This window comes from Mesorhizobium sp. M8A.F.Ca.ET.057.01.1.1 (assembly GCF_003952565.1).
Lineage (GTDB): Bacteria > Pseudomonadota > Alphaproteobacteria > Rhizobiales > Rhizobiaceae > Mesorhizobium.
On record NZ_CP034454.1, the window covers coordinates 4,611,879 to 4,633,829 of the forward strand.

A 21,951-nucleotide genomic window follows, 5' to 3' on the forward strand; every position below is an offset into this window, starting at 1 on the left:
CTCCATCAGGCGAACACCTCGGCCGCGGCCAGCGTCGGCGCCTTGAGGTCCTTGTCCGAAAGCTGGAACCCGCCGGCCAGCGACGGCCATTCTATGCCGATGGCGGGATCGTCGAAACGGATCGAGCGGTCATGCTCGGGCGAATAGGTGTCGGTCACCTTGTACAGCACCTCGGTGTCGGGCACGAGCGTGACGAAGCCGTGCGCGAAACCCTTTGGCACCAGAATCTGGTTGCCTTTTTCGGCCGACACTTCGAGGGCGACCCATTTTCCGAAGGTTTTCGAGGCGCGGCGGATATCGACCGCGATGTCGAAGATGCTGCCTCTGATAACGCGCAGCAGCTTGTCCTGGGCACGCGGCGCAAGCTGGTAGTGAAGCCCGCGCAGGACGCCCGGGGCGGCGGAATAGGAATGGTTGTCCTGGACGAAAGTCAGGTCGATGCCGGCCTGAGAAAAGCGCTCGGCATTGTAGGTTTCCATGAAGAAACCGCGCGCGTCGCCATGGCGCTTCGGAATGATTTCCAGCACCCCGTCGATGCCCAGGGATTTCACCTCCAGCATCTAACCCTCCGAAAGATCGACGACACGCCGGCGCAGATAGGCGGCGTATTCGTTCTTTCCCAGGCGGGTTGCGCGCTCCAGCACCATGTCCGCCGTCAGCCATCCCTGTTCGAAGGCGATTTCCTCCGGGCAGGCGACCTTGATGCCCTGGCGATGCTCGATCGTGCGCACGAAGGACGAGGCTTCGTGCAGGCTGTCATGCGTCCCGGTGTCGAGCCAGGCATAGCCGCGTCCGAGCCGGTGAACGTGGAGCTGGCCGCGCTCGAGATAGACATTGTTGACCGCCGTGATCTCGATCTCGCCACGCGCCGAAGGACGGATGGTCGGGGCGATGTCGACGACGTCATTGTCGTAGAAATAGAGACCGGTGACGGCCCAGTTGGACTTCGGCTTTTGCGGCTTTTCCTCGATCGTCAGCGCGGTTCCGGTCGCCTTGTCGAAAGACACCACGCCATAGCGTTCGGGATCCTCGACATGATAGGCGAACACCGAGGCACCCCTCTGGCGCGATGCCGCGACGCGGCAAAGCTGCGACAGCCCGTCGCCAAAATAGATATTGTCGCCTAGGATCATCGACACGCTGTCCTTGCCGATGAAATCGCGGCCAATGATGAAGGCTTCCGCGAGGCCATTGGGCTGCGGTTGCTCGGCGTAAGACAGCGCCAGCCCGAACTCCGACCCGTCGCCGAGCAAACCACGAAAAGCCGGCAGATCACGGGGCGTCGAAATGATCAGAATCTCTCGTATTCCCGCGAGCATCAGCACGCTCAGCGGATAATAGATCATCGGCTTGTCGTAGATGGGAAGAATTTGCTTAGAGACTGCTAACGTTAGTGGATAAAGACGCGTTCCACTGCCTCCAGCAAGGATAATTCCTTTCAAGAAGCTCTCCTCGACATGCCAAAGCCCCCCGGCCCTGAGTGCCTGTGCTTAGGTTTCATGCATTGGCTTGTCAATGCGGCACACGACAAACGCGTTGGCCATGGTGGATACCCGGCCTTCGAGGCCGAGGCCTGACCGCTGATCGCACTTTCTGTCTTGTCGAGGACGGGGCGCCGGCCATTGCGCAGGGTGGACGTTCCAACATTCAGGCCGCAGCCATTATTACATGTGCCTGGATTTTGGCGGCAACTTCGCCATTGCCATGTCTGTCGGCAATGGCGGATGCCGCGTAGTCGGTCGCGGCGCCCAGTTTTCCAGCGTCCCTGGCCACGATTTCGGTGCGAAGGACGGTGCCCTGACAATAAGCGACGGCCGGAAGCCGTGGCGAGGATGCGCGACTTTGTTCGGCTCTGGTCTCGATCGCGACATCGGAGAAACCCGCGTCCTCCAGATCGCGGCGGATCAGCGCCTTGTCGTGATAGCCATGCGGCGTGCGTGCCAGGAAGCGCGGCGGATCGTCGGGAAAAATCCGCGCTAGGGCATTTGTCACGTCATCGGCGAACACATTCTCCTCGATGCGATCCCAGACGTTGAACAGGAACCGGCCTCCCGGCTTCAGGACCCGCCTGGCTTCGCGGTAGGCGGAGGCGCGGTTTGGAAAGAACATCGCACCGAACTGACAACAGACGAGATCGAAGGCCGCATCCTCGAACGGCAGCGCCATCGCATCCGCCTGGCGCCATGTGATGCGGCTGTCGGGTGTCTGTCGCGAGGCGGCGTGGTCGAGCATCGGCTGATTCAGGTCGGTCACGACATAGCTTGCGCCAGGGGACAGTCTTGGCGCCAATGCGCGGGTGACGACCCCGGTGCCCGCGGCGATTTCCAGGACCGCGCCGGGCGACAGGGCCGCGGCTCGGCGCGCGATATCGGCGGCGAACGGCTCGAAAATCAAAGGCACCATGTAACGGTCGTAGTTTTCAGGAATCGAGCCGGCGAACAGTTTGTCCGTTTCCAACATGGCAATCCCCACCGTCTGATGACTTGGGAGACTAGCACATATTTTTGTTCCTGGTCTTTTTCGACCTAGAGCCGGTCTCTACGTGGCCAAGAGCGCGTCCATCACGCTCAACGCTGCCCAAAATAACCCAGGTACCACTCGACGAACCGCCCTACCCCTCCGTGACGGAGGTCCGGGGGCGGTAGCCGACCGCCGCTTGCAGCGCCGAAGTGTCGGCGAAGGTGTCGGGCACGTCGCCTGCCTGCAGCGGCAGGAACTCGATCACGGCCTTGCGGCCAAGCGCGGTTTCCAGCGCCTCGACATATGCGGTCAGCTTCACCGGATTGTTGTTGCCGATGTTGAAGATGCGCCAGGGCGCGCTGCTGGTCGCCGAATCCGGATGGCTGGAATCCCAGGCCGGGTTGGCCGCGGCGGGGCTGTCGCTGGCGCGGATCACACCTTCGGCGATGTCCTCGACATAGGTGAAGTCGCGCGTATGGTTGCCGTTGTTGAACAGCTTGATCGGCTCGCCGGCCAGGATGCTCCTGGTGAACAGGAACAGAGCCATGTCCGGGCGCCCCAGGGACCGTACACGGTGAAGAAACGCAGCCCCGTGGTGGGCAGGCCGAACAGATGGCTGTAGCTGTGCGCCATCAGTTCGTTGGCGCGCTTGGTGGCGGCGTAGAACTGCAGGGGATGGTCTGCCGGGCGATGCTCGGAAAACGGCATGTCGGTGTTGGCGCCATAGACACTGGAGGTGCTGGCATAGGTCAGGTGCCCGACACCGCTGCTGCGGCAGGCCTCGAGCATGTTGGTGAAGGCAACGATGTTGCTCTCGACATAGGCGCGCGGGTTTTCCAGGCTGTAGCGGACGCCTGCCTGAGCGGCGAGATGGATCACCCGGTCGAAGGCGTGGTCGGCAAAGCAGCCGTCGACCACGCTGCGGTCGGCGAGATTGCCATGGATGAAATGATAGCCGGCATTGGTGCCGTGGCTCGCCTTGGCCAGCAGCCGCAGCCGCGCCTGTTTGATCTGAGGGTCGTAGTAATCGTTGATGCTGTCGATGCCGACAACCTCGTCACCGCGCTCCAGGAGCCGCGTGGTGACATGATAGCCTATGAAGCCGGCAGCGCCGGTGACCAGAACCTTCATCAGAAACGCCCGTCCGTGACATGGCTGGGAAACAGGCCCGAACTCATCGCAGTCAAGCTCCGGCCCGAAGTGATCCGGGCCGATGCTCTCAAATCAGGAGCGCTTCAGCAATGACCAGACGGCCGGCACGAGACTGGCCGCGAGAGCTACCTTGATCAGGTCGCCGACGATGAATGGCACGACGCCGAATTGCCAGGATTTTTCCGGGCCGATGAGCAGCGCCAGCCAGGCAAAACCCATCGCCATCATCACCACTTCTGCAACCAGCATGGCGTTGAAAAGCTTGATCGGATGACGGTCCCAGCCGCGGTCGGCGGCCCAGCCGACAATCGCCGCCATGACCACGAAGCCGGCGAGATAGCCGCCGGTCGAACCGAGCATATAAGCGATGCCGACGCCTTTTTCCGGCGTGCCCTGGAAGACTGGGAAGCCCATCGCGCCTTCCGCCATGTAGAGCAGCAGAGTGGCTACGCCAAGCCGCATGCCGAAGGCGGCGGCGATCAGGAAGACGGCGAGCGTCTGCATTGAGATATCGACAGGCCCGAGCACTACCCTGGTCTTGGCCGAAAGTGTCAACAGCAGTGTCCCGGCAATCGCCAGGAAAAACTGCGTCGCCAGCCGCGCGGCACCGTCTTGCGGCAAGGCCAGAAAAACAAGCGGGCGCGTCGTCGTTGCGGTTGTCATGGTCTTCCCCAATTCAATCTTGCCGCGAACAACAATCACGGTCTTGCGTTTTCCTATATTGGCTTGCGTGCTATGCGGCAATCGGTTTTGCCGTTCTGGGAACAATGTGCCGACATGGCTCTCAAATTCGATACCAGTTTCGACCCCGCTTATGGCCAAGCCGTAAACGTGGCCCCCGACGTGCAACGTGTCACGGCCCGCAACCCCAGTCCCTTCACCTTTCATGGCACCAACAGCTATGTCGTGGGGCGCGACACGCTGGCGGTGATCGATCCGGGGCCGGATGACGAGGCGCATCTGCGGACCTTGCTCGATGTGATCGCCGGACGGCCGGTCAGCCACATTTTCGTCAGCCACACGCATCGCGACCATTCCCCGCTGGCGGCCCGGTTGAAGGAGCGCACCGGCGCCCAGGTGCTGGCGGAGGGACCGCACCGGCCGGCGAGGCCCTTGCATATCGGCGAAACCAATGCGCTCGACGCCAGCGCCGACACCGCTTTCATCCCCGACATCGCGTTGCCGGACGGCGAACTGGTCAGCGGCGACGGCTGGGCGATCCGAACGGTGCTGACGCCCGGCCACACCGCCAATCACGCGGCATTCGCGCTGGAAGGCACCGGAATCCTGTTTTCAGCCGATCATGTCATGGGCTGGGCAACCTCCATCGTCGCGCCGCCGGACGGGGCAATGGCCGATTACATGGCATCGCTCGATCGGCTGATCGAGCGGGGAGATCGCCTGCTGCTGCCTGGCCATGGCGGACCGGTGACAGCGCCGCGCGCTTTCATGCGCGGGCTGAAGACGCATCGCAAGATGCGCGAACGGGCCATACTGGAGCGGATCAGAGCCGGCGACAGGACAATTCCAGACATGGTCAGGGCGATCTACAGGGACACCGATCCCCGGCTGCACGGCGCCGCCGGCCTGTCGGTGCTTGCCCATCTGGAGGATTTGGTGGCGCGCGGCGTGGTGGCGACAAACGCCGCCCCAGCCATGAATGGCATTTTCACGCCGGGCCGATAGGCCTGCCCCACACCCAAGCGTTCACCCTACCGTCGTCGCAGGCGCGAATTCGCCCGGAAATGGCTACTCGGCCGGGGCCGCGCCGACCTGGCCGGCGACTTCCTGATCCAGTTCCGCCAGGAAATCGGTGATGCGCGCGGCATTGTCGCCAAGGTCATGGCGGCCGTAACGCGAGGCCGAGCGCATGTCGACGATGACCGTGTCGCCGTCATCCGTGACGCGAATGGCGACGTCGGCGGGAAGGCCGAGAACGAAGCTCGTGGCAGTGGCGGTGATGGTCACCTCTGTCTGTCCGGCGAGCTCGGGATAAGGCTCCGAAAGGTCCCAGCCGCGCCGGTCAAGCACGGTTTCAACGGCGTTGACGATGGTCTCGAATGGCAGGTCGTAGCTGCGTGCGGTGACCAATGGATAGCTGTCGGTCTGCAACGTCTGCTCACCCGGCGTCGGCGGGGACAGCACGTTCATGTCCTTGGTCCGGTCACCGACATCGAGCGCGGGCGGTTCATCGAAATCGGTCGAGATGTCCCGCAGCGGCGGATAGATCGTCGCCCAGTAGGCGGCAACGCCATAGGGGGTGAGCACCAGCAGCGCCAGCAAGGCGCCGACGGTGAGATCGCGGCCACCACGGTCACCAAAATTCCACAGCCTCGCAAAGGCCAGACCAGCAAACAACAGCGCCAGCGCCGCCAGCAGGGCGACAATGCCCAACACCCACAGGAACACCGGCGTTTGAACGAGGCCGAAGCGATGGCCGACGAAGTTCGTCAGCAAAAGTACCGCCGAAAAGGCGGCCGTGCGCCGCGACCAGCCGGCAGCCTTCGACGTTTGCCGTTCGGGAATGCTAACCATTATTCTCTGCTGCCCCAACCCGGACGGAGGTTTAGTGCCTTTTTGCGGCGGCTTGAAGCCGAAACACGCAACATCCCCTCAATCCGTCGGCAAGCGATAGTCTCTGAACTGCTGACGCAAGGTGATCTTCTGGATCTTGCCGGTGGCGGTGTGCGGTATCTCACCGACGAAGGCGACGTCGTCCGGCATCCACCATTTGGCCACCTTGCCATCCATGAAATCGAGAATCTCGGCCTTGGTCGGTTCCCTGCCCGGCTTGGCGACGACGACCAGCAAGGGCCGCTCGCCCCATTTCGAATGCTGGACGCCGATGGCCGCCGCTTCCGCTACATCGGGATGACCAACGGCCAGATTCTCCAGGTCGATGGTCGAAATCCATTCGCCGCCGGACTTGATGACGTCCTTGGCGCGGTCGGTGATCTGCATATAGCCCCCGGTATCGATATGAGCGACGTCTCCGGTATCGAACCAGCCATCCTCATCGAACTGCTCCGCGCCCACACCGCCATAATAGACGCGGGCGACTGCCGGACCGCGTACCTTGAGCCGGCCAAACGTCTTGCCGTCCCAGGGCTGCGCGTTGTCGTCGTCGTCGGTCACCTTCATTTCGACGCCGAAGGGCGGGTAACCCTGCTTGCTCTGGACGTCGAGCCGAGCCTCGCCGTCAAGGCCCGCATAGTCCGGCTTCAAGGTGCACAGCGTGCCGAGCGGCGACATTTCGGTCATGCCCCAGGCGTGGATGACCTGGACACCATAATTGTTCTGGAATTTCGTCATGATCGCGCGCGGGCACGACGAGCCGCCGATCACGACCTTGTTGAGATGGGGAAGTGTCTTGCCGGTCTCCTCCAGATATTGGAGCAACATCATCCACACGGTCGGCACGGCGGCGCTGAATGTCACCTTCTCCTGGTCAAGCAACTCATAGATCGAGGCACCGTCCATCTTGCAGCCAGGCATGACCAGCTTGGAGCCCATCATCGGGCCGCTCTGGGCAAGGCCCCAGGCATTGGCGTGGAACATTGGCACCACCGGCAGGATCGTGTCGCGCGCCGACAGTCCCATGGCATCGGGCATGGCCGCGATCATGGCATGAAGCACGTTCGAGCGATGGCTGTAGACGACGCCCTTCGGGTCACCCGTCGTGCCGGACGTATAGCACATGCCGGCGGCGGTGCCTTCGTCGAAGCTCTTCCAGGCGAAGTCGCCATCGACCTCATCGAGCCAGTCCTCGTAGGCTACGACACCGGGCAAGGTCGTTTGCGGCATGTGCGCCTTGTCGGTGAGCACGATCACCTTCTTCAGCGATTTGACGGCACCAGCGATCTTCTCGAGCAACGAGATGAAAGTGAGGTCGACGAAGACGGCCTTGTCCTCGGCGTGGTTCATGATCCAGGCGATCTGTTCGGGAAACAGGCGCGGATTGAGGGTGTGGTAGATAGCGCCGATGCCCATGATGCCATACCAGGCCTCGATGTGGCGGGCGGTGTTCCAGGCCAGCGTCGCGATGCGGTCGCCCAAGGCAAAACCGTCGCGCTCCAAGCGCTGGGCGACCTTGAGGGAACGACGATGGATGTCGGCGTAGGTGGTGCGCACGATCGGCCCCTCGATCGAACGCGACACGATCTCGCGCACACCATGTTGCCGTTCAGCGTTGTCGATCAGCTTGTGGCACAGCAGCGGCCATTCCTGCATCAATCCCAGCATGCCGTTCCCTCCCTCACGCTTTTCCCTCGAGCTTTTCGCTTCGCACTTTTGATCGCATTGTGAAGCGAACCGGCGAATTGTCCAGCCACCCAGGAGCGCAGCGGACGAAAGTCGGAGTTCGACCTGTATTGGCAAACGATTGAATCGGGACGCTTTTTTGATTCCTTTTGGCTGGTCCTGCCGCCATTCGAATGGCAGGGGCTTCAAATACGTTACATCGGCGCAAACTCTCGTGATCGGACCGACCGCAAAAATCGCCACAATCCGGCCATCGTCGGCGTTAAGTTCCGTTAACGGGCAAAGGGGTGCGATTGGCGACTGAAAGAGGTTCGCATGGACGCGCTCGACGATAAGGTTCTCGAGAGTACGCTTGCCGAAGGTCTGGCCGATCTGGTGCCGGACGAAAACACTGTTTCCGAAGACGAGTTCGTCGAAGTTGTCGGCGGCGCGCTCGAAGCGGTCGGCGGCACACTGCTGTTCAAGATGTGCGTCCAGAACGAAGGGGAAGGCCAGCACGTCGCGGCGGCATCCGTCGGCGATGGCGGCAATCGCCAGTTCCTGCTGCTCACCTTGCCAACCGGCGGCGGGGCGCTGAAAGTCGAGACCATTTCGAGAAGCAGCAACCCGGTGGCGGGCATCGCGGCCGCCTATGCCGGGCTGATGGACGCCTTCAAAACCGCCGCCTGAACTTCCGCGGTCACGCGAAGGCTAGCTTGCGCCACGCACGAGCGCATGGCGTTTATTTTGTTTGTGACTGCGGGCTTGCGCAATCCGGCCGTCGACCACACTTAAGGTCGGGGCAAGAAGGAACCAGCATGGACAAGATCGCCAACCCGGCACCCGGCTTCCAGCGCAATCCCGACAAGATCATCACGATAGAGCCCTATTCCGGCACCGTCACGGTCCGCGCTGGGGATACGGTCATCGCTTCGTCCGCGAAGGCGAAGGTGCTGACGGAGGCCCCCTACCCCGCCGCCTTCTACATTCCGTTCGCCGACATCGATTTTGACAAGCTCAGCCGAACGAACCACTCGACCCACTGCCCCTACAAGGGTGACGCCAGCTATTGGAGCGTGCTGCCGGCGGGCGAAGCGGGCAAGGATGCGATGTGGGCCTACCGCCAGCCGTTCGACGAGATGACCGACATCCGCGACCACGGCGCGTTCTACGCCAGCAAGGTCACCATCGAAGCCACGCCGGACTAAAAGCGTCAGCCCGAAGGCACTTGATAGTGCATTGAGGTTCAGGTCACGCCCGAGTCGTTAGATCGGTTTTGAACCGCTCTACTCGGTGGTGCCGTGATTGCCCGTCCCGTCGGCGTCGTCGAGCCGCACGAAGGTCATGCCCTTGTCCTTGAGCGCCAGCAGGCCCTGGACAACGCCCTCGCCTGCGGCATGGGTCGGCTGGTTGATATGAGCGATGATGACGTCGCCATCCTTGGCTGCGGCGATACGCTTGGCCGTCTCCTTGGCGCCGAGTAGCGAGCCGCCATCGCCATTGATCGAGAAGCCGGCGATCTTGAAGCCGAGCTTGCGGATCATTGCGATGGCCGAGGGGCTGTATTCGGCGGTTGCGCCGCGGAACCATTTCGGCGCCGGCTCGCCGGTCCTGGCGAGTGCGGCGGCGCCCGACTCGACCTCGGCCGCTACCGCTTCGGGACTGCCGGCGCTGCGTATGCCATAGATTTTTTGTGGCGTGTCGACCGCCGGAACATGGCGGCCGCCGTGATTTTCCAATTCGAACAGGTCCGGATGCGCCCGCATGATCGCTACGGCCTCGGTGTTGCGCTTCAGCCAGATGCCGGTGACGAAAATGGTGGCCGGTATCCTGTTGTCCACCAGCGCCGAGAGAATGCGCGAGTCGGTCTTGCCGCCGCAGGCATCGAGCGTTAGCGCGACACGACCGGTTCCGCTTGCAGCCGGCTTGATGTGCAGCGTGGGTTCGACCAGCGGCGCGGCATGGGCGCTGGATAGCACCGCCATCGACATGGCGATCATGCAGAGATTTTTTTGTAGCAGACGCATCAAACCCGAATTCCCGACCGGCGATTTCAAGCCGGTAACCCAAAACCCGCTTGAAGGCGGAAATCGGGACGATGGATAGCAGAAAAACGCCTGGCGCGGCAATTTGACCGACCGAGAACGAGTTGTTGGACGGAAGCCTTGCCGATCGATCGCCGCTCAGACAGCGCGTTCCTGTTTCATCTCGGTGCGCGCGAGAACCTCGCGCGCCGCTTCGACGACCGGCTTCACCTCCAGGCGCCAGACGCAGCACGCCTTGCTGGGGTCGGTCCGGCGGCACAGGTCCTTGGCGACGCAATCACATGGCGTTGACGGCCGAAGCGCGATGCTGGGCACGCCGACAGGTCCCCAGCGCAACGGATTGGTCAGGCCGAAAAGGCCGACAACCGGGGTACCCGCGGCAGCGGCCATGTGCATCGGGCCACTTTCGTTGCCCAGAAACAGCCGGGCCTGTTCCAGGACCGCCAGCAGGCTCTCGAGCGACAGCGCTCCAACCAGGTCGACCACCGGCGTCGCCGTCCCGGCAACGATCCGCGCGGCGGTTTCACGTTCGTCTGGCCCTCCGACCAGGACGACGCCCAGTCCGGTTTCGGCCGCGATCTCGTCAATCGCCTCGGCGAACCGTTCCGGCTGCCATTGCCGGCCCTTGAAACTCGCGCCTGCATGCACGGCGATGAAGGCGTTCGGGCGGATATCGTGCCTGCCCAGGAGCGCCAAGGCTTTCTCGGCCTCGAACGGCAGCGGCTGGATGCTCGGTACCGTGGCGCGTAGATCGATGCCGAGCGCTTCGAGAGGGGAGAGATAGCGATAGACAAAATGCTGGCCACCAAACCCGTATGGCTTGGCAAACACATTGGCGGGCTGCCGCTCCAACAGCTTCAGCGGCCTCTCGGAAGGATTGTAGCCGACGCGCGTCCTAGCGTTGACGAACCCGCTGATAAGCCGAGAGGTCTTGGAATCGGTCAGGTCGATCGTCAGGTCGAAGCGAAAGCCACGCAGCGCCCGCACCACGGCATAGAGCTCTTTTGCGCGTTGCAGTAGGGTACCCCGCATGCTGGCCCGCCTGAACGCAACCACCTCGGAAGCGATGCCATGCGAAACCACGAAGCTCTCGAAATGCGCTTCGCAGAGGAACACGATCCTGGCGCCGGGGAATTCGAGCTGCAGGTTCCTGGCGAGTGTCGAGGCGAGGATGATATCGCCTACGAACTTCGTTTGAATGATCAGGATCGAGCGGAACGGAGCTGGTGATATCTGCAACATCGGTTTCCGGAAGCAATTGGCGGTCATCCGTAAATTGGTCGAGAACAGTGCCGAGATTACGCGATGTCGCCAGCACGTTCACGTGCTTTTTCCTACAAAACCGTAAGCTTCATACCAGTCTATCCACGCCCCGTCTTCGCTGCCTGCACCGCGGCCTGCGCAGCCGCCAGTCTGGCGATCGGCACGCGGTAGGGTGAGCAGGAGACGTAGTCGAGCCCGACCTCCTCGCAGAAGCGGATCGACGAGGGATCACCGCCATGCTCGCCGCAAATGCCAAGCTTGATGCCGGGCCGCGTCGCCCTGCCCTTTTGCGCCGCCATGCGTACCAGTTCACCGACACCGTCAATGTCGAGCGAGACGAACGGATCCTGCTCGATAATGCCCTTCTGGCGGTAGGTTTCCAGGAAGGAAGCCGCATCGTCGCGCGAGATGCCGAAGGTGGTCTGGGTGAGGTCGTTGGTGCCGAAGGAGAAGAACTCGGCCGACTCGGCGATGACATGGGCGCGGATCGCCGCGCGGGGGAGCTCGATCATGGTTCCAGTGAGGTAATCGATCTTGACGCCGCTTTCGTCCATGACGCTCTTGGCGACCGCATCGATGCGCGCCTTCACATAGTCGAGTTCCTTCACCAGGCCGACCAGAGGCACCATGATCTCGGGCACCACCAGCGCGCCGGCTTTCTTGCCGGCCTCGACGGCCGCCTCGAAAATGGCGCGCGCCTGCATCTCGGCGATCTCCGGGTAAGAGACGGCGAGCCGGCAGCCGCGATGGCCGAGCATCGGGTTGAATTCGTGCAGCGCCTCGGTGCGCTGCCTGAGCTTGTCGGGCGACACGTTCATGGCGGCCGCAACCTCGGCGAGTTCGGCCTCGGTCTTGGGCAGGAATTCGTGCAGCGGCGGATCGAGCAGGCGGATCGTCACCGGCAGGCCGGCCATGATTTCGAACAGTTCCAGAAAATCCGAGCGCTGCATGGGCAGAAGCTTGGCCAGCGCGGCGCGCCGGTCCTTCTCGGTGTCGGCCAGGATCATCTCGCGCATGGCGACGATGCGCGCGCCATCGAAGAACATGTGTTCGGTCCGGCAAAGCCCGATGCCTTCGGCGCCGAAGGAGCGCGCCATGCGGGCATCGAGCGGCGTTTCGGCATTGGTGCGCACCTTCATGCGGCGAACCGCGTCCGCCCACTCCATGATGGCCGCGAAATCGCCTGACAATTCCGGCTGCAGCATCGCCACGGCGCCCTTGAGCACCTGGCCGTTACCGCCGTCGATAGTGATGATGTCGCCCTTGCGGAAGGTCTGGCCCATCGAGAGCAGCGTGCCGGCCCTGTAGTCGACGCGCAGCGAGCCGGCGCCGGATACGCAAGGCTTTCCCATCCCGCGCGCGACCACCGCCGCGTGGCTGGTCATGCCGCCGCGCGTGGTCAGGATGCCTTCGGCCGCGTGCATGCCATGGATATCTTCCGGACTGGTCTCTACGCGCACCAGGATCGCCTTGCGCCCTTGCGTCTTCAGGTCCTCGGCATCGCCGGAGGAAAAGACGATCTCACCGGTGGCGGCCCCGGGAGACGCCGGCAGGCCGACGCCAATGACGTCGCGCGCGGCTTTTGGGTCGATGGTCGGGTGCAGTAACTGATCAAGCGAAGCCGGATCGATGCGCGCGACCGCTTCCTCCTTGGTGATCAGTCTGTCCCTGGCCATCTCGACGGCGATCCTGAGCGCCGCCTTGGCGGTACGCTTGCCGGAACGGGTCTGCAACATCCACAACTTGCCGCGCTCGATGGTGAATTCGAGATCCTGCATGTCGCGATAGTGCTTTTCCAGGCTGTCGGAAATGGTGACGAACGACTGGAAGGCGTCCGGCATCAGCTTCTGCAGTGACGGCTTGTCGGACCCCGCCGCGATGCGCGCCGCCTCGGTGATGTTCTGCGGCGTGCGGATGCCGGCAACGACATCCTCGCCCTGCGCGTTGACCAGGAACTCGCCATAGAGCTGCTTTTCGCCGGTCGACGGGTTGCGGGTGAAGGCAACGCCGGTGGCCGAGGTTTCGCCCATATTGCCGAACACCATGGCCTGAACATTGACCGCCGTGCCCCAGCTTTCGGGAATATCGTGCAGGCGCCGGTAGGTGATGGCGCGGTTGTTCATCCAGCTCGAAAACACAGCGCCGATCGCGCCCCAGAGCTGCTCGTGCGGATCCTGCGGGAACGGCTTGCCCAGCTCTTCCTCGACCTTGGCCTTGTAGAGCGCGATGACGCCTTGCCATTCGATGGCCGTCAGCTCTGTGTCGAGCTCATGGCCGAGGCTGGCTTTCTGGTCTTCCAGGATTTCCTCGAACACCTCGTGATCGAGGCCCATGACGACATCGGAATACATCTGGATGAAACGGCGGTAGCTGTCATAGGCAAAGCGCGCATCGCCGGAATCGGAGGCCAGTGCCTCGACCGTCTCGTCGTTCAATCCGAGATTGAGCACGGTGTCCATCATGCCGGGCATCGACGCCCGGGCGCCGGAACGCACCGAAACCAGGAGCAGCTTCGAAGGGTCGCCGAACCGCCGGCCGGTCAGCCGGCCGATATGGTCTAGCGCGACAGCGACGTCGGCTTCCAATCCTGCCGGGTAGGTACGGCCATTGGCATAGTAGGCATTGCAGACCTCGGTGGTGATCGTAAAGCCCGGCGGCACCGGCAGGCCCAGGCTGCACATCTCGGCCAGATTGGCGCCCTTGCCGCCCAGCAGATTCTTGTCGCCGGCACGGCCTTCCGCCGCACCATCGCCAAAGGTGAAAACCCATTTGGTCATGCTTTGCTCTCCGGTTGCAGGAGATTGGAAAGATTGGCGAAACGGAAAGCTCCGCCCGTGTCCGATTTTGGAGCGATATGATGCTGCAGTGCGAAAGGCAAGCGCCGGGCAAAGCCGTCGGGTCGCTACAATCGATTAAGAAAAAGCCATCCCCCCGGATGCGTCAAAAAGACTTGCCACCTCACGGTTCGACGCCTAGAACATAAAGGGAACAAAGAGGTGTCCCATGAAACAGCCTGGAAAACTGGACTATCTGGAAATGCCGGCGACCGGCGGCACGCTGGACCGGCTGAAAGGCTTCTACAGTGCTGCCTTTGGCTGGTCGTTCACTGACTATGGACCAACCTATTCGGTCTTTGCCGAGGGGCTGGAAGGAGGTTTTCAGGCTGATGCAAGGGAAGCGCCGGCCAAGCCGCTGCCTGTGCTTTATAGTGAAAATCTGGAAGAAACCCTTCGCGCGGTCGAAAGCGCCGGCGGAACGATCGTCAAGCCTATATTCCCGTTCCCTGGCGGCCGACGCTTCCACTTCGTCGACCCAGCCGGCAACGAGTTGGCCGCGTGGTCCTTATAGTCCGTTTGTGGATCGTCTGGAGGCAATCGCACTGCTGGTCAGGCGAGTGCCTTCGCGGTCGCTCATAAGCATTGTGCTTTTCGGCTGCTCTGCTAATAACGCGCCGCACAGCGACTCTGACGGCTATTGGGGCGTCGCCAAGTGGTAAGGCATCGGTTTTTGGTACCGACATTCCCAGGTTCGAATCCTGGCGCCCCAGCCAAGCACAGCACGCGCCGAATCGGCCCTTCTCAAAAACGCTGCGCCAAGCCCACTTTATTTGCAGGCATGCGTACTCATCAGGATGTCTTCAGAACAAGCGTGCTGTGCCCTCTCCATATCTTGTCTCGGTGCTTCAAGTTTCGATACCAGCACTTGGTCCCCAGCAGCGTCTCAAATGTGTGCCATTTTTGCTACATTTTTTGGCCGTCTGTCTGGATTCTGTGATTTAGTCACAGCTTAATAATGAAACGGTCACGGTAATTTGCAAGATAGTGAGCAAGGTCAGGGCGCCAGCCCGGCTGGGGCGCTCTTACAAAGCGCGGGGAAACGTGGGTGGGAAAATGAAGACGACAGGTCTGTCGACCAAGGTCATGAGCGTTGGTCTCTTGATGACGGCTACCATGCTGAGTTGCTGGAGCGCGCATGCGCTGACACTCAAGGAGGCCATGGCGGTTGCGGTGGAATCCAATCCGGAAATCGGCCAGGCCATCGAAAACCGTGAGGCAATCGAGTTCGAACTGAGGCAGGCAAAAGGGCTTTATCTCCCAAGCGTCGATGTCGAAGCATCCGCTGGTGCTCGCCGCCTTGACAACTCCTCCCGCCGCGCGCTCTCCATCGAGCACGACGCGCTTTATCCCGCGGAGACCGACCTGACGGTTTCGCAAACGCTTTATGATAGTGGCGCAAGGCGAGCCGAACTCAACCGTCAGGCCTCGCGGGTCGATGGCGCCTCGTTCCGCGTGCTGGAGCGATCCGAGTTCATCGGGCTGTCGGTTGTCCAGGATTACCTGGAATACATGCTTCAGGCCTCGATCGTGGCAGAGGCAAAGAAGAATCTGGGCTTTCACCAAGCGATTCTCCACGACATCAGGGAAGGCATAGCAGGCGGCGGGTTGAACGAAGCCGACCGGCAACAGGCGGAGGAGCGCTTGTTCGCGGCCAAGGCCCGCATGCAGGAAGCCGCCGAGGAACTCGAGGCCTCAAGGATCCGCTTCTTCAAGACCGTCGGGAAACCGCTGACCAATGCATCGCGGCCAGGCGATGTTTCCTCTGCGCTGCCAAGATCCCTGGACGAAGCGCTGGGCATTGCGCGGGAGAACAATCCGCGCGTCCACATGGCCAATAGCGATATTGCCGCCGCCGCCTCGCAGGTTGACGCCGCTCGGGCGAAATACGGCCCTTCCGTCGTCGCCGAAGGCGTTGCCCGGGCCGGATACGACATTGACGGCGACAATGGAGACACATCCGATCTGCAAGCACGGGTGGTGCTGCGGTGGAACCTGTACCGGGGCGGCATCGACAAGGCGAATGAGCAGGAGCAGATCCGCCGCGCCAGCGAGCAGCGGCTTGGGCTGCATCAGGTCCTGCGGGAGATCGAAGAAGCCGTTCGCACGTCGTGGGATCGCCGCTTCCGGCAAGCCGATCTGGCAAAGACCCTGAAGCTGCAAGCTGCTTCCAACGAGAAGCTGGTTGCCTCTTATCGCGAGCAGTTCAAGGTCGGACAGCGCTCGCTGCTCGATGTGCTGGATGCGCAGAATACGCGGTTCAACACAGCGACGCTGGCGGACACCGCGTCCTACGCATCGCTATTTGCCCAGTATCGGCTTCTGGCAGCGACCGGGCAGTTGCTCAAAACGATGAACATCCAACCGCCAAAGCAGGCCACGGCCTATGCCCAGGGCGAGTTTGGAGCTCCGGAGACCGCGGACACCGAAACCTATGCGCGGACGCCGTCGGAACAGAAGAACGACCTGCCCTTCGACATCCTCGCCCCGGTCAGGAAGAAGTGAGCCGGATTAAGGGGTGTTGAGGGTCCTGGCGGGCGGGTCGTGAATCAGCAGCCACATATTCTGTCTCCCAAGGAGGCGTTCAAGGCCTGCTTTTCGGCGGTTGCCGCCTATCTCGGCAGGCCGAGCGCGGAGACCGTGCTGTTTGCCGGGGTGCCGATTTCGGACACGCGCATCGAGGTCACCGAGATCCGGCATCTTGCCGAACGCATCGGTCTCGAGACCCACGAATTCAACCATCGCGACTTCCTGCGCGGTCGCGTCGATCTTCCGGCAATTATCTTCCGTGTCAGCCAGTTGCCGATCGCCCTGCTGGCCGAAATCGATGGCGACGGGTATCTCACGGCGCCGCAGGAAGACGGGCGCACGACTATCGGCAAATCCGAGCTGGCCGCAAGTTACATCAGTGGCGGCGCATCGTTCTCGATCACCTATGCCAACGCCACCGAAGGCATGAAGGTCGGGTCGGCGCAGCAGATCGAACGGCGCCATTGGCTGACGGGAACGATGGGCGCTTTCTGGCGCACCTATTCGAAGGTCGTGCTGTCGGCGATTTTCATCAACCTGCTGGCCATCGCCTCGCCGATCTTCACCATGAACGTCTATGACCGCATATTGCCGAACAAGGCGATATCGACGCTCTGGGTGCTGGCGATCGGAATCGGTGCCGTCATTCTCTTCGACCTGCTTCTAAAGACCGCCCGGGCCTCGCTCATCGACTATGCCGGGCGCAAGGCGGACCTGCGGATATCGTATCTGCTGTTCGAGAAGGTGCTGAATTCATCCTTGTCCGCGCGCCCGGGCTCGACCGGCGAATATGCCAACCGTGTCACTCAATATGAGTTCGTCAGGGAGTTTTTCACCTCCAACACCATCAGCCTCTTCATCGACACGGCCTTTGTCTTCATCTTCCTGCTGGTCATCTACGCGATCGGCGATTGGTTGGTCATCATACCGGCCCTGGCATTTGTGGCGTCGGTAATCGTCGGCCTGGTCACGCAACGCCGCATCGGCAAACGGGTCGCCGCCTCGATGAACGAAGCATCCCAGCGCCAGGCCTTGCTGGTCGAGTCCATCTCCACGCTGGAAACAATCAAGTCGCTGCGCGCCGAAGCCTATTTGCTGAGGAAGTGGGGCGAGCATTCGAAGAATGCGGCCAACACCTCCGAGAAGATCAAGCAGCTCTCTGCGGCGGCCGGCAACATCACCCAGGCCATCCAGCAGCTTGTGACGGTCGCCCTTGTCGTGGCCGGAGCCTATGCCTTTTCGGAAGGGCATGTTTCGACAGGAGCCATTATCGGCACGGTGATGCTGGCGAGCCGGGCCGTGGCTCCGCTCGGCCAGATCGCGATCACCCTGTCGAGATTTCGCCAGGCCATGCTCTCCTTGAGAATGGTGAATTCCATCATGGCCCAGCCGGAGGACCGGCCGGACACGGTGGGCTTTGTCAATCGCCCGATCCGCAATGGAGCGATGACGTTTAAGAATGTCGGCTTCGTCTACCCCGGATCGGAAAACGAGGTTCTGTCCGGCCTGAACTTCTCGGTGAAACCGGGCGAGCGCATCGGCATCATCGGCCGCATCGGGTCAGGCAAGACGACGATGGGACGCCTGATCGGCAGGCTTTTCCTGCCGAGCTCAGGCGAACTGCTGCTGGATGGTATCGACATCCGCCAGTATCACCCGTCGGAGGTACGCGCCGCCGTCGGCATCGTCGCGCAAGCTGGCGATCTGTTTTCGGGCACCGTGAAGGAGAACCTGCTCATGGCATCTCCGGAGGCGACCGACGAGCAGATCATCGAAGCCGCAAAAGCCGCCGGCGTCGACGAGTTCGTCTCTCGCCATCCACGCGGCTACGACATGAATGTCGGCGAGCGCGGCACCAATCTTTCCGGCGGGCAGAGACAGACGGTGGCGATTGCCCGGCTGCTTTTGACCAAGCCGAAGATCGTCTTTCTGGATGAACCGTCCGGCTCGATGGACCTGGCTTCGGAACGACAGCTGATCAAGCAACTCAAGACCGCTTTTGACCGCGACACGACGCTGATCGTCTCGACGCATCGCTTCAGCATGCTCGAACTGGCTGATCGCCTTATTGTTGTCGAACAAGGAAGGATAGTTGCTGACGGGCCAAAAGAACAAGTCATTCAGGCGCTGCAGAGAACCAATTCCTGAATGAACAAATTATATCGGGTTAAACCCGATATAATAACGGGGTGTAGGAAATGCTTGCCAGAGAAGACCGCCCGCCGCTTTTCGCGACGGCGTCCATATTCATCATAGCGGCGCTCTTCGTCGCCTTTGTCGCCTGGTCATCATTCGCCGAGGTCGACGAGATCGCGCGTGGCGATGGCAAGGTCATACCGGCCTCCAAGACTCAGGTCATCCAGGCCAGCGAGCCGGGCGTCGTTCAGGAAATCGCCGTGAAGGTGGGGCAGGTCGTCAGGAAGAACGACCTTATCATTCGTCTCGACAATACCTTGAACACGTCCAGCCTCGGCGAACAGCAAGCCAAGGCGCGGGCGCTGCAAACACGCATCGCCAGGCTCAAATACGAACAGAGCGGCGGCATCACCGGATCGTTTCCGTGTCCGCAGGACATTCAGGCGGTGGCGCCGGAAATCTGCGACAACGAGCAAAATCTCCTCGTTGCCCGACGCGAAAATTTCGACAACAAGCTGTCGGTGCTCAAGTCGCGCCTCGACCAGCGCGAAAAGGAACTCGACGAGGCGAACGCCAATTTCGACCGATTGACAAAAAACCTGGCCGTGAGCGACCAGCAGGCGACGCTGGTCGAGGCGATGGTCAAGAAAGGTCTGATGGCAAGGACCGAGCAGCTCAAGGTCGAGCAGGAACAAACCGAACTCAACGGCCAATTGAACCTGGCCAGCGAGACGATAAAGAAAGCCAAGTCGGCGATCACCGAGGCGCAGCTTCAGGTCGAGGAACTTGGGCTGCAACTGAAGCAGGAAGCGCTCGATGACCTGACGCAGGCCTTGGCCGATCTTTCAGTGGTGGACGAAACCATTCGCGGCGCGACCGACAAGGTCGCGCGAACGGATATCCGCTCGCCGGTGGACGGTATCGTCAACACGATGGAACTGAACACCGTCGGCGCCTTCGTCCAGCCAGGTACTGTCGTAGCCGGCATCGTGCCCACTTCCGAGACATTGCTGGTAGAAGCACGTGTTTCGCCCCGCGATGTCGCCTTTATTCGCCCCGATCAGGATGCCTTGATAAAAGTCACGGCTTACGACTTCTCGATCTTTGGCGGCATCGAAGGCAAGGTTTCCAACATAACCGCGGACAGCCTGGTCGATCAGAAGACGGGCGAGCCCTATTATCAGGTGCGTGTTGCGACCGAGAAATCGACACTGGTGCGAGACGGAAAGGCATATTCGATCATGCCCGGCATGATCTGTTCCGTGGATATCAAGACCGGGCGCAAGACGATCCTGAGCTACCTGCTGAAGCCGATCAACAAGGCACGTCAGGAGGCAATGAGTGAGCGATAACGCCATCTCTCCCCTGACCTTGAAAGACCATTTGCTTCCGCCGCTCCCGACAGAAGATTTCGAGCTTGAGTTCCGCGTCGTGGCGCGCGGCGGCGTAAGGCGCGGCATTCGTCTGGAACGGGCTTTCTGGGTTTCGCTGAAGCAGATGGCCGAGAGCCGCAAATGCACGATCGGCATGCTGGTCGACGAGATCGCCGAAAGTCACGCGGAAAAAGGAAACCTGACTTCGGCAATTCGGGTCGCCTGCATACGTGAATTGGGGCACGAGAACCTGAACCTGCGCAAGCTTGCGTCGATCAGGATGGTAAACGCCATCCTGCTTGCCTGTCCGTCGCCGGCTTTCGCCTTGGCATCTACGAAGAAGATCGTCACGTTCAATGCGCCGTTCCAGCAACTGGTCAAACGGCAGTTGCCGACGGCATTCGACCAGGACACGCGGCAGGACCTGAAGCTGGCGCTGGATCTCAACGTGGCCGATATATTCGCGCGCCTTGACACCAATGGCGACGTTGCCGTTGCGAGCGGATTTGTGATCGGTGCCGGCGAGCGCCGCTACCGGGGCCAGCTGAACGTGGTGCGCGCGCCGGTGCTGGATCTGGAATTGCTGATGGCTTTCGTCTTCAACGGATAGCCAGTCAACAGGGCAAAACCGACCACCCTTGCGTTTACTTGACGTCCGCCTGCACACCTTCGCCAGGCGCGACGGTCTCGAAACCGCCCTTGACGTCGGCCATCTGCGCGCCCCCCGTTTTGGACCCGTGGATCCATGCCCGGTCGGTGCTGAACGAGTACAGTGGCTGATAGTCCGGAAGCGCGCTGTCCTTGAGCACCGTATTGTTGAGACTGTCCAGAATGTAAGCGCCGCCGGCAGTGCTCACCGAAAGCACGGCGTGGAAGAAACCTCGCTTGCGGTCCTGGAGAACGACGAGCGACATGCTGCGTGCCGGAATGCCGGCCCTCAGCAACGCCGTCATCTTGAGGATGGCGAAGTCCTCGCAGTCACCGGCGCGATTGGCGAGGATTTCCGAAGGCTTCGCCCAGTAGTCGAGCTTGCCGTAAACGACGCTGTCCTTCTTGTAGGCGATCAGGTGGTTGATGCCGCTGTTGATGAATGACAGTTTTTCGACAAAGCCCTTGCCTTGGGCGGCCGAGACCATGGCCGAGAAGGCCGGGCTTTTGTGGTCACAGGGACTGCCCTCGGTGCAACCTGTTATGGCCTGGTAGACCGGTGCCCAGCGCGCCGAAACGGGAAAATTGCGCATCGACAGCGCAACCGACCCGAACACGCCGGGGATAATCGACGCAGTCTGCATCGGGTCGACCCCCCTGCCTTCTTGCGCGATCGAGGCGCTGGACCCGTCTTGCGCCGGAAGGGGACTGTAGCCGTTCAGGACAAGGCTGATCTGGTAGGGGGCGGCCGGCTGCCAGGGCTGGTACCTTTGCAGCGAAATACCGCCGAGACCATGCGGCGCCTGGACCGTCCCAAGCAGTGCTGTTTCGGGCAGGAAATCCCTGACGACAGGCCCGGCAAGGGCTGGTTGCGCCGACCCGACCATCCCCACTGCCAGCAGAAGCAGCTTGAGCTTGCTCTTCCCCGGAGCATTCTTTTGTTTTTTCATGACGCCCACCTTTGACCGTGGACGCTACCAATCTTGTCTCAAATTACTGGAAAGGAAGGTGGATAACTTTACTGCAAAATCGTTTTGCTAATTTGAGTAAAATTTTACACGTATTTATACTTGTATTTACCGGATTTTTCGCATCGCTCGCGGCGAAGCGCCATGCATCCCAGACAAGATATAACTGATTATATGTTCACAGTTTACCAAGCGTAAAAAAAATCATCGCAGGCATATCCAAATATATAGAATGGGTTGATGGACCGTTGCAAAGTCGAGGCGCCACCTGTCTCTTTCCGGGAAATGCCGGAGGGGTTTAAGC

18 protein-coding genes, 1 tRNA gene and 1 pseudogene are annotated in these 21,951 nt (G+C 61.4%); 9 read left to right on the top strand and 11 right to left on the bottom strand.

Going from position 1 to position 21,951, the window contains the following annotated elements; genetic code table 11:
* Positions 1 to 5: 5 nt before the first annotated feature.
* From rfbC to EJ077_RS22060, 5 genes and pseudogenes are all read right to left on the bottom strand, one after another.
* Positions 6 to 560 (bottom strand): dTDP-4-dehydrorhamnose 3,5-epimerase, encoded by a 555-nt coding sequence (rfbC, locus tag EJ077_RS22040; RefSeq protein ID WP_208696219.1) that lies wholly within the window; start codon positions 558 to 560, stop codon positions 6 to 8.
* Entirely contained in the window at positions 561 to 1,442 is an 882-nt protein-coding gene (gene rfbA / locus EJ077_RS22045; protein ID WP_208696221.1) for a glucose-1-phosphate thymidylyltransferase RfbA, read from the bottom strand.
* 205 nt (positions 1,443 to 1,647) lie between these two features.
* Complete coding sequence (locus EJ077_RS22050; RefSeq protein ID WP_208696223.1) at positions 1,648 to 2,460, bottom strand: class I SAM-dependent methyltransferase; 813 nt, start codon at positions 2,458 to 2,460, stop codon at positions 1,648 to 1,650.
* A 107-nt stretch (positions 2,461 to 2,567) separates the two neighbouring features.
* A pseudogene (locus EJ077_RS22055) lies at positions 2,568 to 3,591 on the bottom strand (NAD-dependent epimerase).
* A gap of 93 nt (positions 3,592 to 3,684) precedes the next feature.
* Entirely contained in the window at positions 3,685 to 4,275 is a 591-nt protein-coding gene (locus EJ077_RS22060; RefSeq protein ID WP_127281119.1) for a biotin transporter BioY, read from the bottom strand.
* Positions 4,276 to 4,389: 114 nt separating this feature from the next.
* Between EJ077_RS22060 and EJ077_RS22065 the strand changes: the two genes are divergently transcribed.
* Positions 4,390 to 5,298 carry an MBL fold metallo-hydrolase gene (locus tag EJ077_RS22065; RefSeq protein WP_208696225.1) on the top strand — a complete coding sequence of 303 codons (909 nt, stop codon included), beginning with the start codon at positions 4,390 to 4,392 and terminating at the stop codon, positions 5,296 to 5,298.
* A gap of 63 nt (positions 5,299 to 5,361) precedes the next feature.
* Here EJ077_RS22065 and EJ077_RS22070 read toward each other — a convergent pair whose 3' ends face one another.
* Positions 5,362 to 6,147 (bottom strand): DUF1499 domain-containing protein, encoded by a 786-nt coding sequence (locus EJ077_RS22070; protein ID WP_208696227.1) that lies wholly within the window; start codon positions 6,145 to 6,147, stop codon positions 5,362 to 5,364.
* Between the two features lie 78 nt (positions 6,148 to 6,225).
* Entirely contained in the window at positions 6,226 to 7,854 is a 1,629-nt protein-coding gene (locus EJ077_RS22075) for a fatty-acid--CoA ligase (RefSeq protein WP_208696229.1), read from the bottom strand.
* Positions 7,855 to 8,187: 333 nt separating this feature from the next.
* Here EJ077_RS22075 and EJ077_RS22080 point away from each other — a divergent pair, with 333 nt between their 5' ends.
* On the top strand, positions 8,188 to 8,541 hold the full coding sequence (locus tag EJ077_RS22080; RefSeq protein ID WP_208696231.1) for a hypothetical protein: 354 nt from the start codon (positions 8,188 to 8,190) through the stop codon (positions 8,539 to 8,541).
* A gap of 128 nt (positions 8,542 to 8,669) precedes the next feature.
* Complete coding sequence (locus tag EJ077_RS22085; RefSeq protein ID WP_208696233.1) at positions 8,670 to 9,059, top strand: DUF427 domain-containing protein; 390 nt, start codon at positions 8,670 to 8,672, stop codon at positions 9,057 to 9,059.
* A 78-nt stretch (positions 9,060 to 9,137) separates the two neighbouring features.
* Here the strand turns inward: EJ077_RS22085 and EJ077_RS22090 are convergent, their stop codons facing one another.
* From EJ077_RS22090 to ppdK, 3 genes are all read right to left on the bottom strand, one after another.
* Positions 9,138 to 9,878, bottom strand: coding sequence for a polysaccharide deacetylase family protein (locus tag EJ077_RS22090; protein ID WP_208696235.1), 741 nt, complete (start codon positions 9,876 to 9,878; stop codon positions 9,138 to 9,140).
* A 156-nt stretch (positions 9,879 to 10,034) separates the two neighbouring features.
* Positions 10,035 to 11,138, bottom strand: a complete 1,104-nt coding sequence (locus tag EJ077_RS22095; protein ID WP_208696237.1) for a glycosyltransferase family 9 protein — start codon at positions 11,136 to 11,138, stop codon at positions 10,035 to 10,037.
* 119 nt (positions 11,139 to 11,257) lie between these two features.
* Complete coding sequence (gene ppdK / locus EJ077_RS22100) at positions 11,258 to 13,936, bottom strand: pyruvate, phosphate dikinase (protein ID WP_208696239.1); 2,679 nt, start codon at positions 13,934 to 13,936, stop codon at positions 11,258 to 11,260.
* Between the two features lie 226 nt (positions 13,937 to 14,162).
* Here ppdK and EJ077_RS22105 point away from each other — a divergent pair, with 226 nt between their 5' ends.
* From EJ077_RS22105 to EJ077_RS22130, 6 genes are all read left to right on the top strand, one after another.
* A complete protein-coding gene (locus EJ077_RS22105; RefSeq protein ID WP_208696242.1) occupies positions 14,163 to 14,507 on the top strand; it encodes a VOC family protein in 345 nt (114 codons plus the stop codon).
* A gap of 127 nt (positions 14,508 to 14,634) precedes the next feature.
* Positions 14,635 to 14,709: transfer RNA gene (locus tag EJ077_RS22110), tRNA-Gln, on the top strand.
* A 340-nt stretch (positions 14,710 to 15,049) separates the two neighbouring features.
* Positions 15,050 to 16,498 (top strand): TolC family protein, encoded by a 1,449-nt coding sequence (locus tag EJ077_RS22115; protein ID WP_208703088.1) that lies wholly within the window; start codon positions 15,050 to 15,052, stop codon positions 16,496 to 16,498.
* Between the two features lie 39 nt (positions 16,499 to 16,537).
* A complete protein-coding gene (locus EJ077_RS22120) occupies positions 16,538 to 18,670 on the top strand; it encodes a type I secretion system permease/ATPase (RefSeq protein WP_208696244.1) in 2,133 nt (710 codons plus the stop codon).
* A gap of 50 nt (positions 18,671 to 18,720) precedes the next feature.
* Positions 18,721 to 20,010, top strand: a complete 1,290-nt coding sequence (locus tag EJ077_RS22125; protein WP_208696246.1) for an HlyD family type I secretion periplasmic adaptor subunit — start codon at positions 18,721 to 18,723, stop codon at positions 20,008 to 20,010.
* Complete coding sequence (locus EJ077_RS22130; RefSeq protein WP_208696248.1) at positions 20,000 to 20,641, top strand: ribbon-helix-helix domain-containing protein; 642 nt, start codon at positions 20,000 to 20,002, stop codon at positions 20,639 to 20,641. Before EJ077_RS22125 ends, EJ077_RS22130 begins: the two co-directional genes overlap by 11 nt.
* A gap of 34 nt (positions 20,642 to 20,675) precedes the next feature.
* On the opposite strand, the gene EJ077_RS22135 is transcribed toward EJ077_RS22130, so the two are convergent.
* Positions 20,676 to 21,629 (bottom strand): transglutaminase-like cysteine peptidase, encoded by a 954-nt coding sequence (locus EJ077_RS22135; RefSeq protein WP_208696250.1) that lies wholly within the window; start codon positions 21,627 to 21,629, stop codon positions 20,676 to 20,678.
* Between the last annotated feature and the right edge of the window lie 322 nt (positions 21,630 to 21,951).

Coding starts and splice junctions, on each gene's coding strand:
- EJ077_RS22065 (WP_208696225.1), top strand. CDS start 4,390: ATGGCTCTCAAATTCGATACCAGTTTCGACCCCGCTTATGGCCAAGCC.
- EJ077_RS22080 (WP_208696231.1), top strand. CDS start 8,188: ATGGACGCGCTCGACGATAAGGTTCTCGAGAGTACGCTTGCCGAAGGT.
- EJ077_RS22090 (WP_208696235.1), bottom strand. CDS start 9,878: ATGCGTCTGCTACAAAAAAATCTCTGCATGATCGCCATGTCGATGGCG.
- EJ077_RS22085 (WP_208696233.1), top strand. CDS start 8,670: ATGGACAAGATCGCCAACCCGGCACCCGGCTTCCAGCGCAATCCCGAC.
- EJ077_RS22075 (WP_208696229.1), bottom strand. CDS start 7,854: ATGCTGGGATTGATGCAGGAATGGCCGCTGCTGTGCCACAAGCTGATC.
- EJ077_RS22135 (WP_208696250.1), bottom strand. CDS start 21,629: ATGAAAAAACAAAAGAATGCTCCGGGGAAGAGCAAGCTCAAGCTGCTT.
- EJ077_RS22060 (WP_127281119.1), bottom strand. CDS start 4,275: ATGACAACCGCAACGACGACGCGCCCGCTTGTTTTTCTGGCCTTGCCG.
- EJ077_RS22095 (WP_208696237.1), bottom strand. CDS start 11,138: ATGTTGCAGATATCACCAGCTCCGTTCCGCTCGATCCTGATCATTCAA.
- EJ077_RS22115 (WP_208703088.1), top strand. CDS start 15,050: ATGAAGACGACAGGTCTGTCGACCAAGGTCATGAGCGTTGGTCTCTTG.
- rfbC (WP_208696219.1), bottom strand. CDS start 560: ATGCTGGAGGTGAAATCCCTGGGCATCGACGGGGTGCTGGAAATCATT.
- EJ077_RS22070 (WP_208696227.1), bottom strand. CDS start 6,147: ATGGTTAGCATTCCCGAACGGCAAACGTCGAAGGCTGCCGGCTGGTCG.
- ppdK (WP_208696239.1), bottom strand. CDS start 13,936: ATGACCAAATGGGTTTTCACCTTTGGCGATGGTGCGGCGGAAGGCCGT.
- EJ077_RS22125 (WP_208696246.1), top strand. CDS start 18,721: ATGCTTGCCAGAGAAGACCGCCCGCCGCTTTTCGCGACGGCGTCCATA.
- EJ077_RS22050 (WP_208696223.1), bottom strand. CDS start 2,460: ATGTTGGAAACGGACAAACTGTTCGCCGGCTCGATTCCTGAAAACTAC.
- EJ077_RS22105 (WP_208696242.1), top strand. CDS start 14,163: ATGAAACAGCCTGGAAAACTGGACTATCTGGAAATGCCGGCGACCGGC.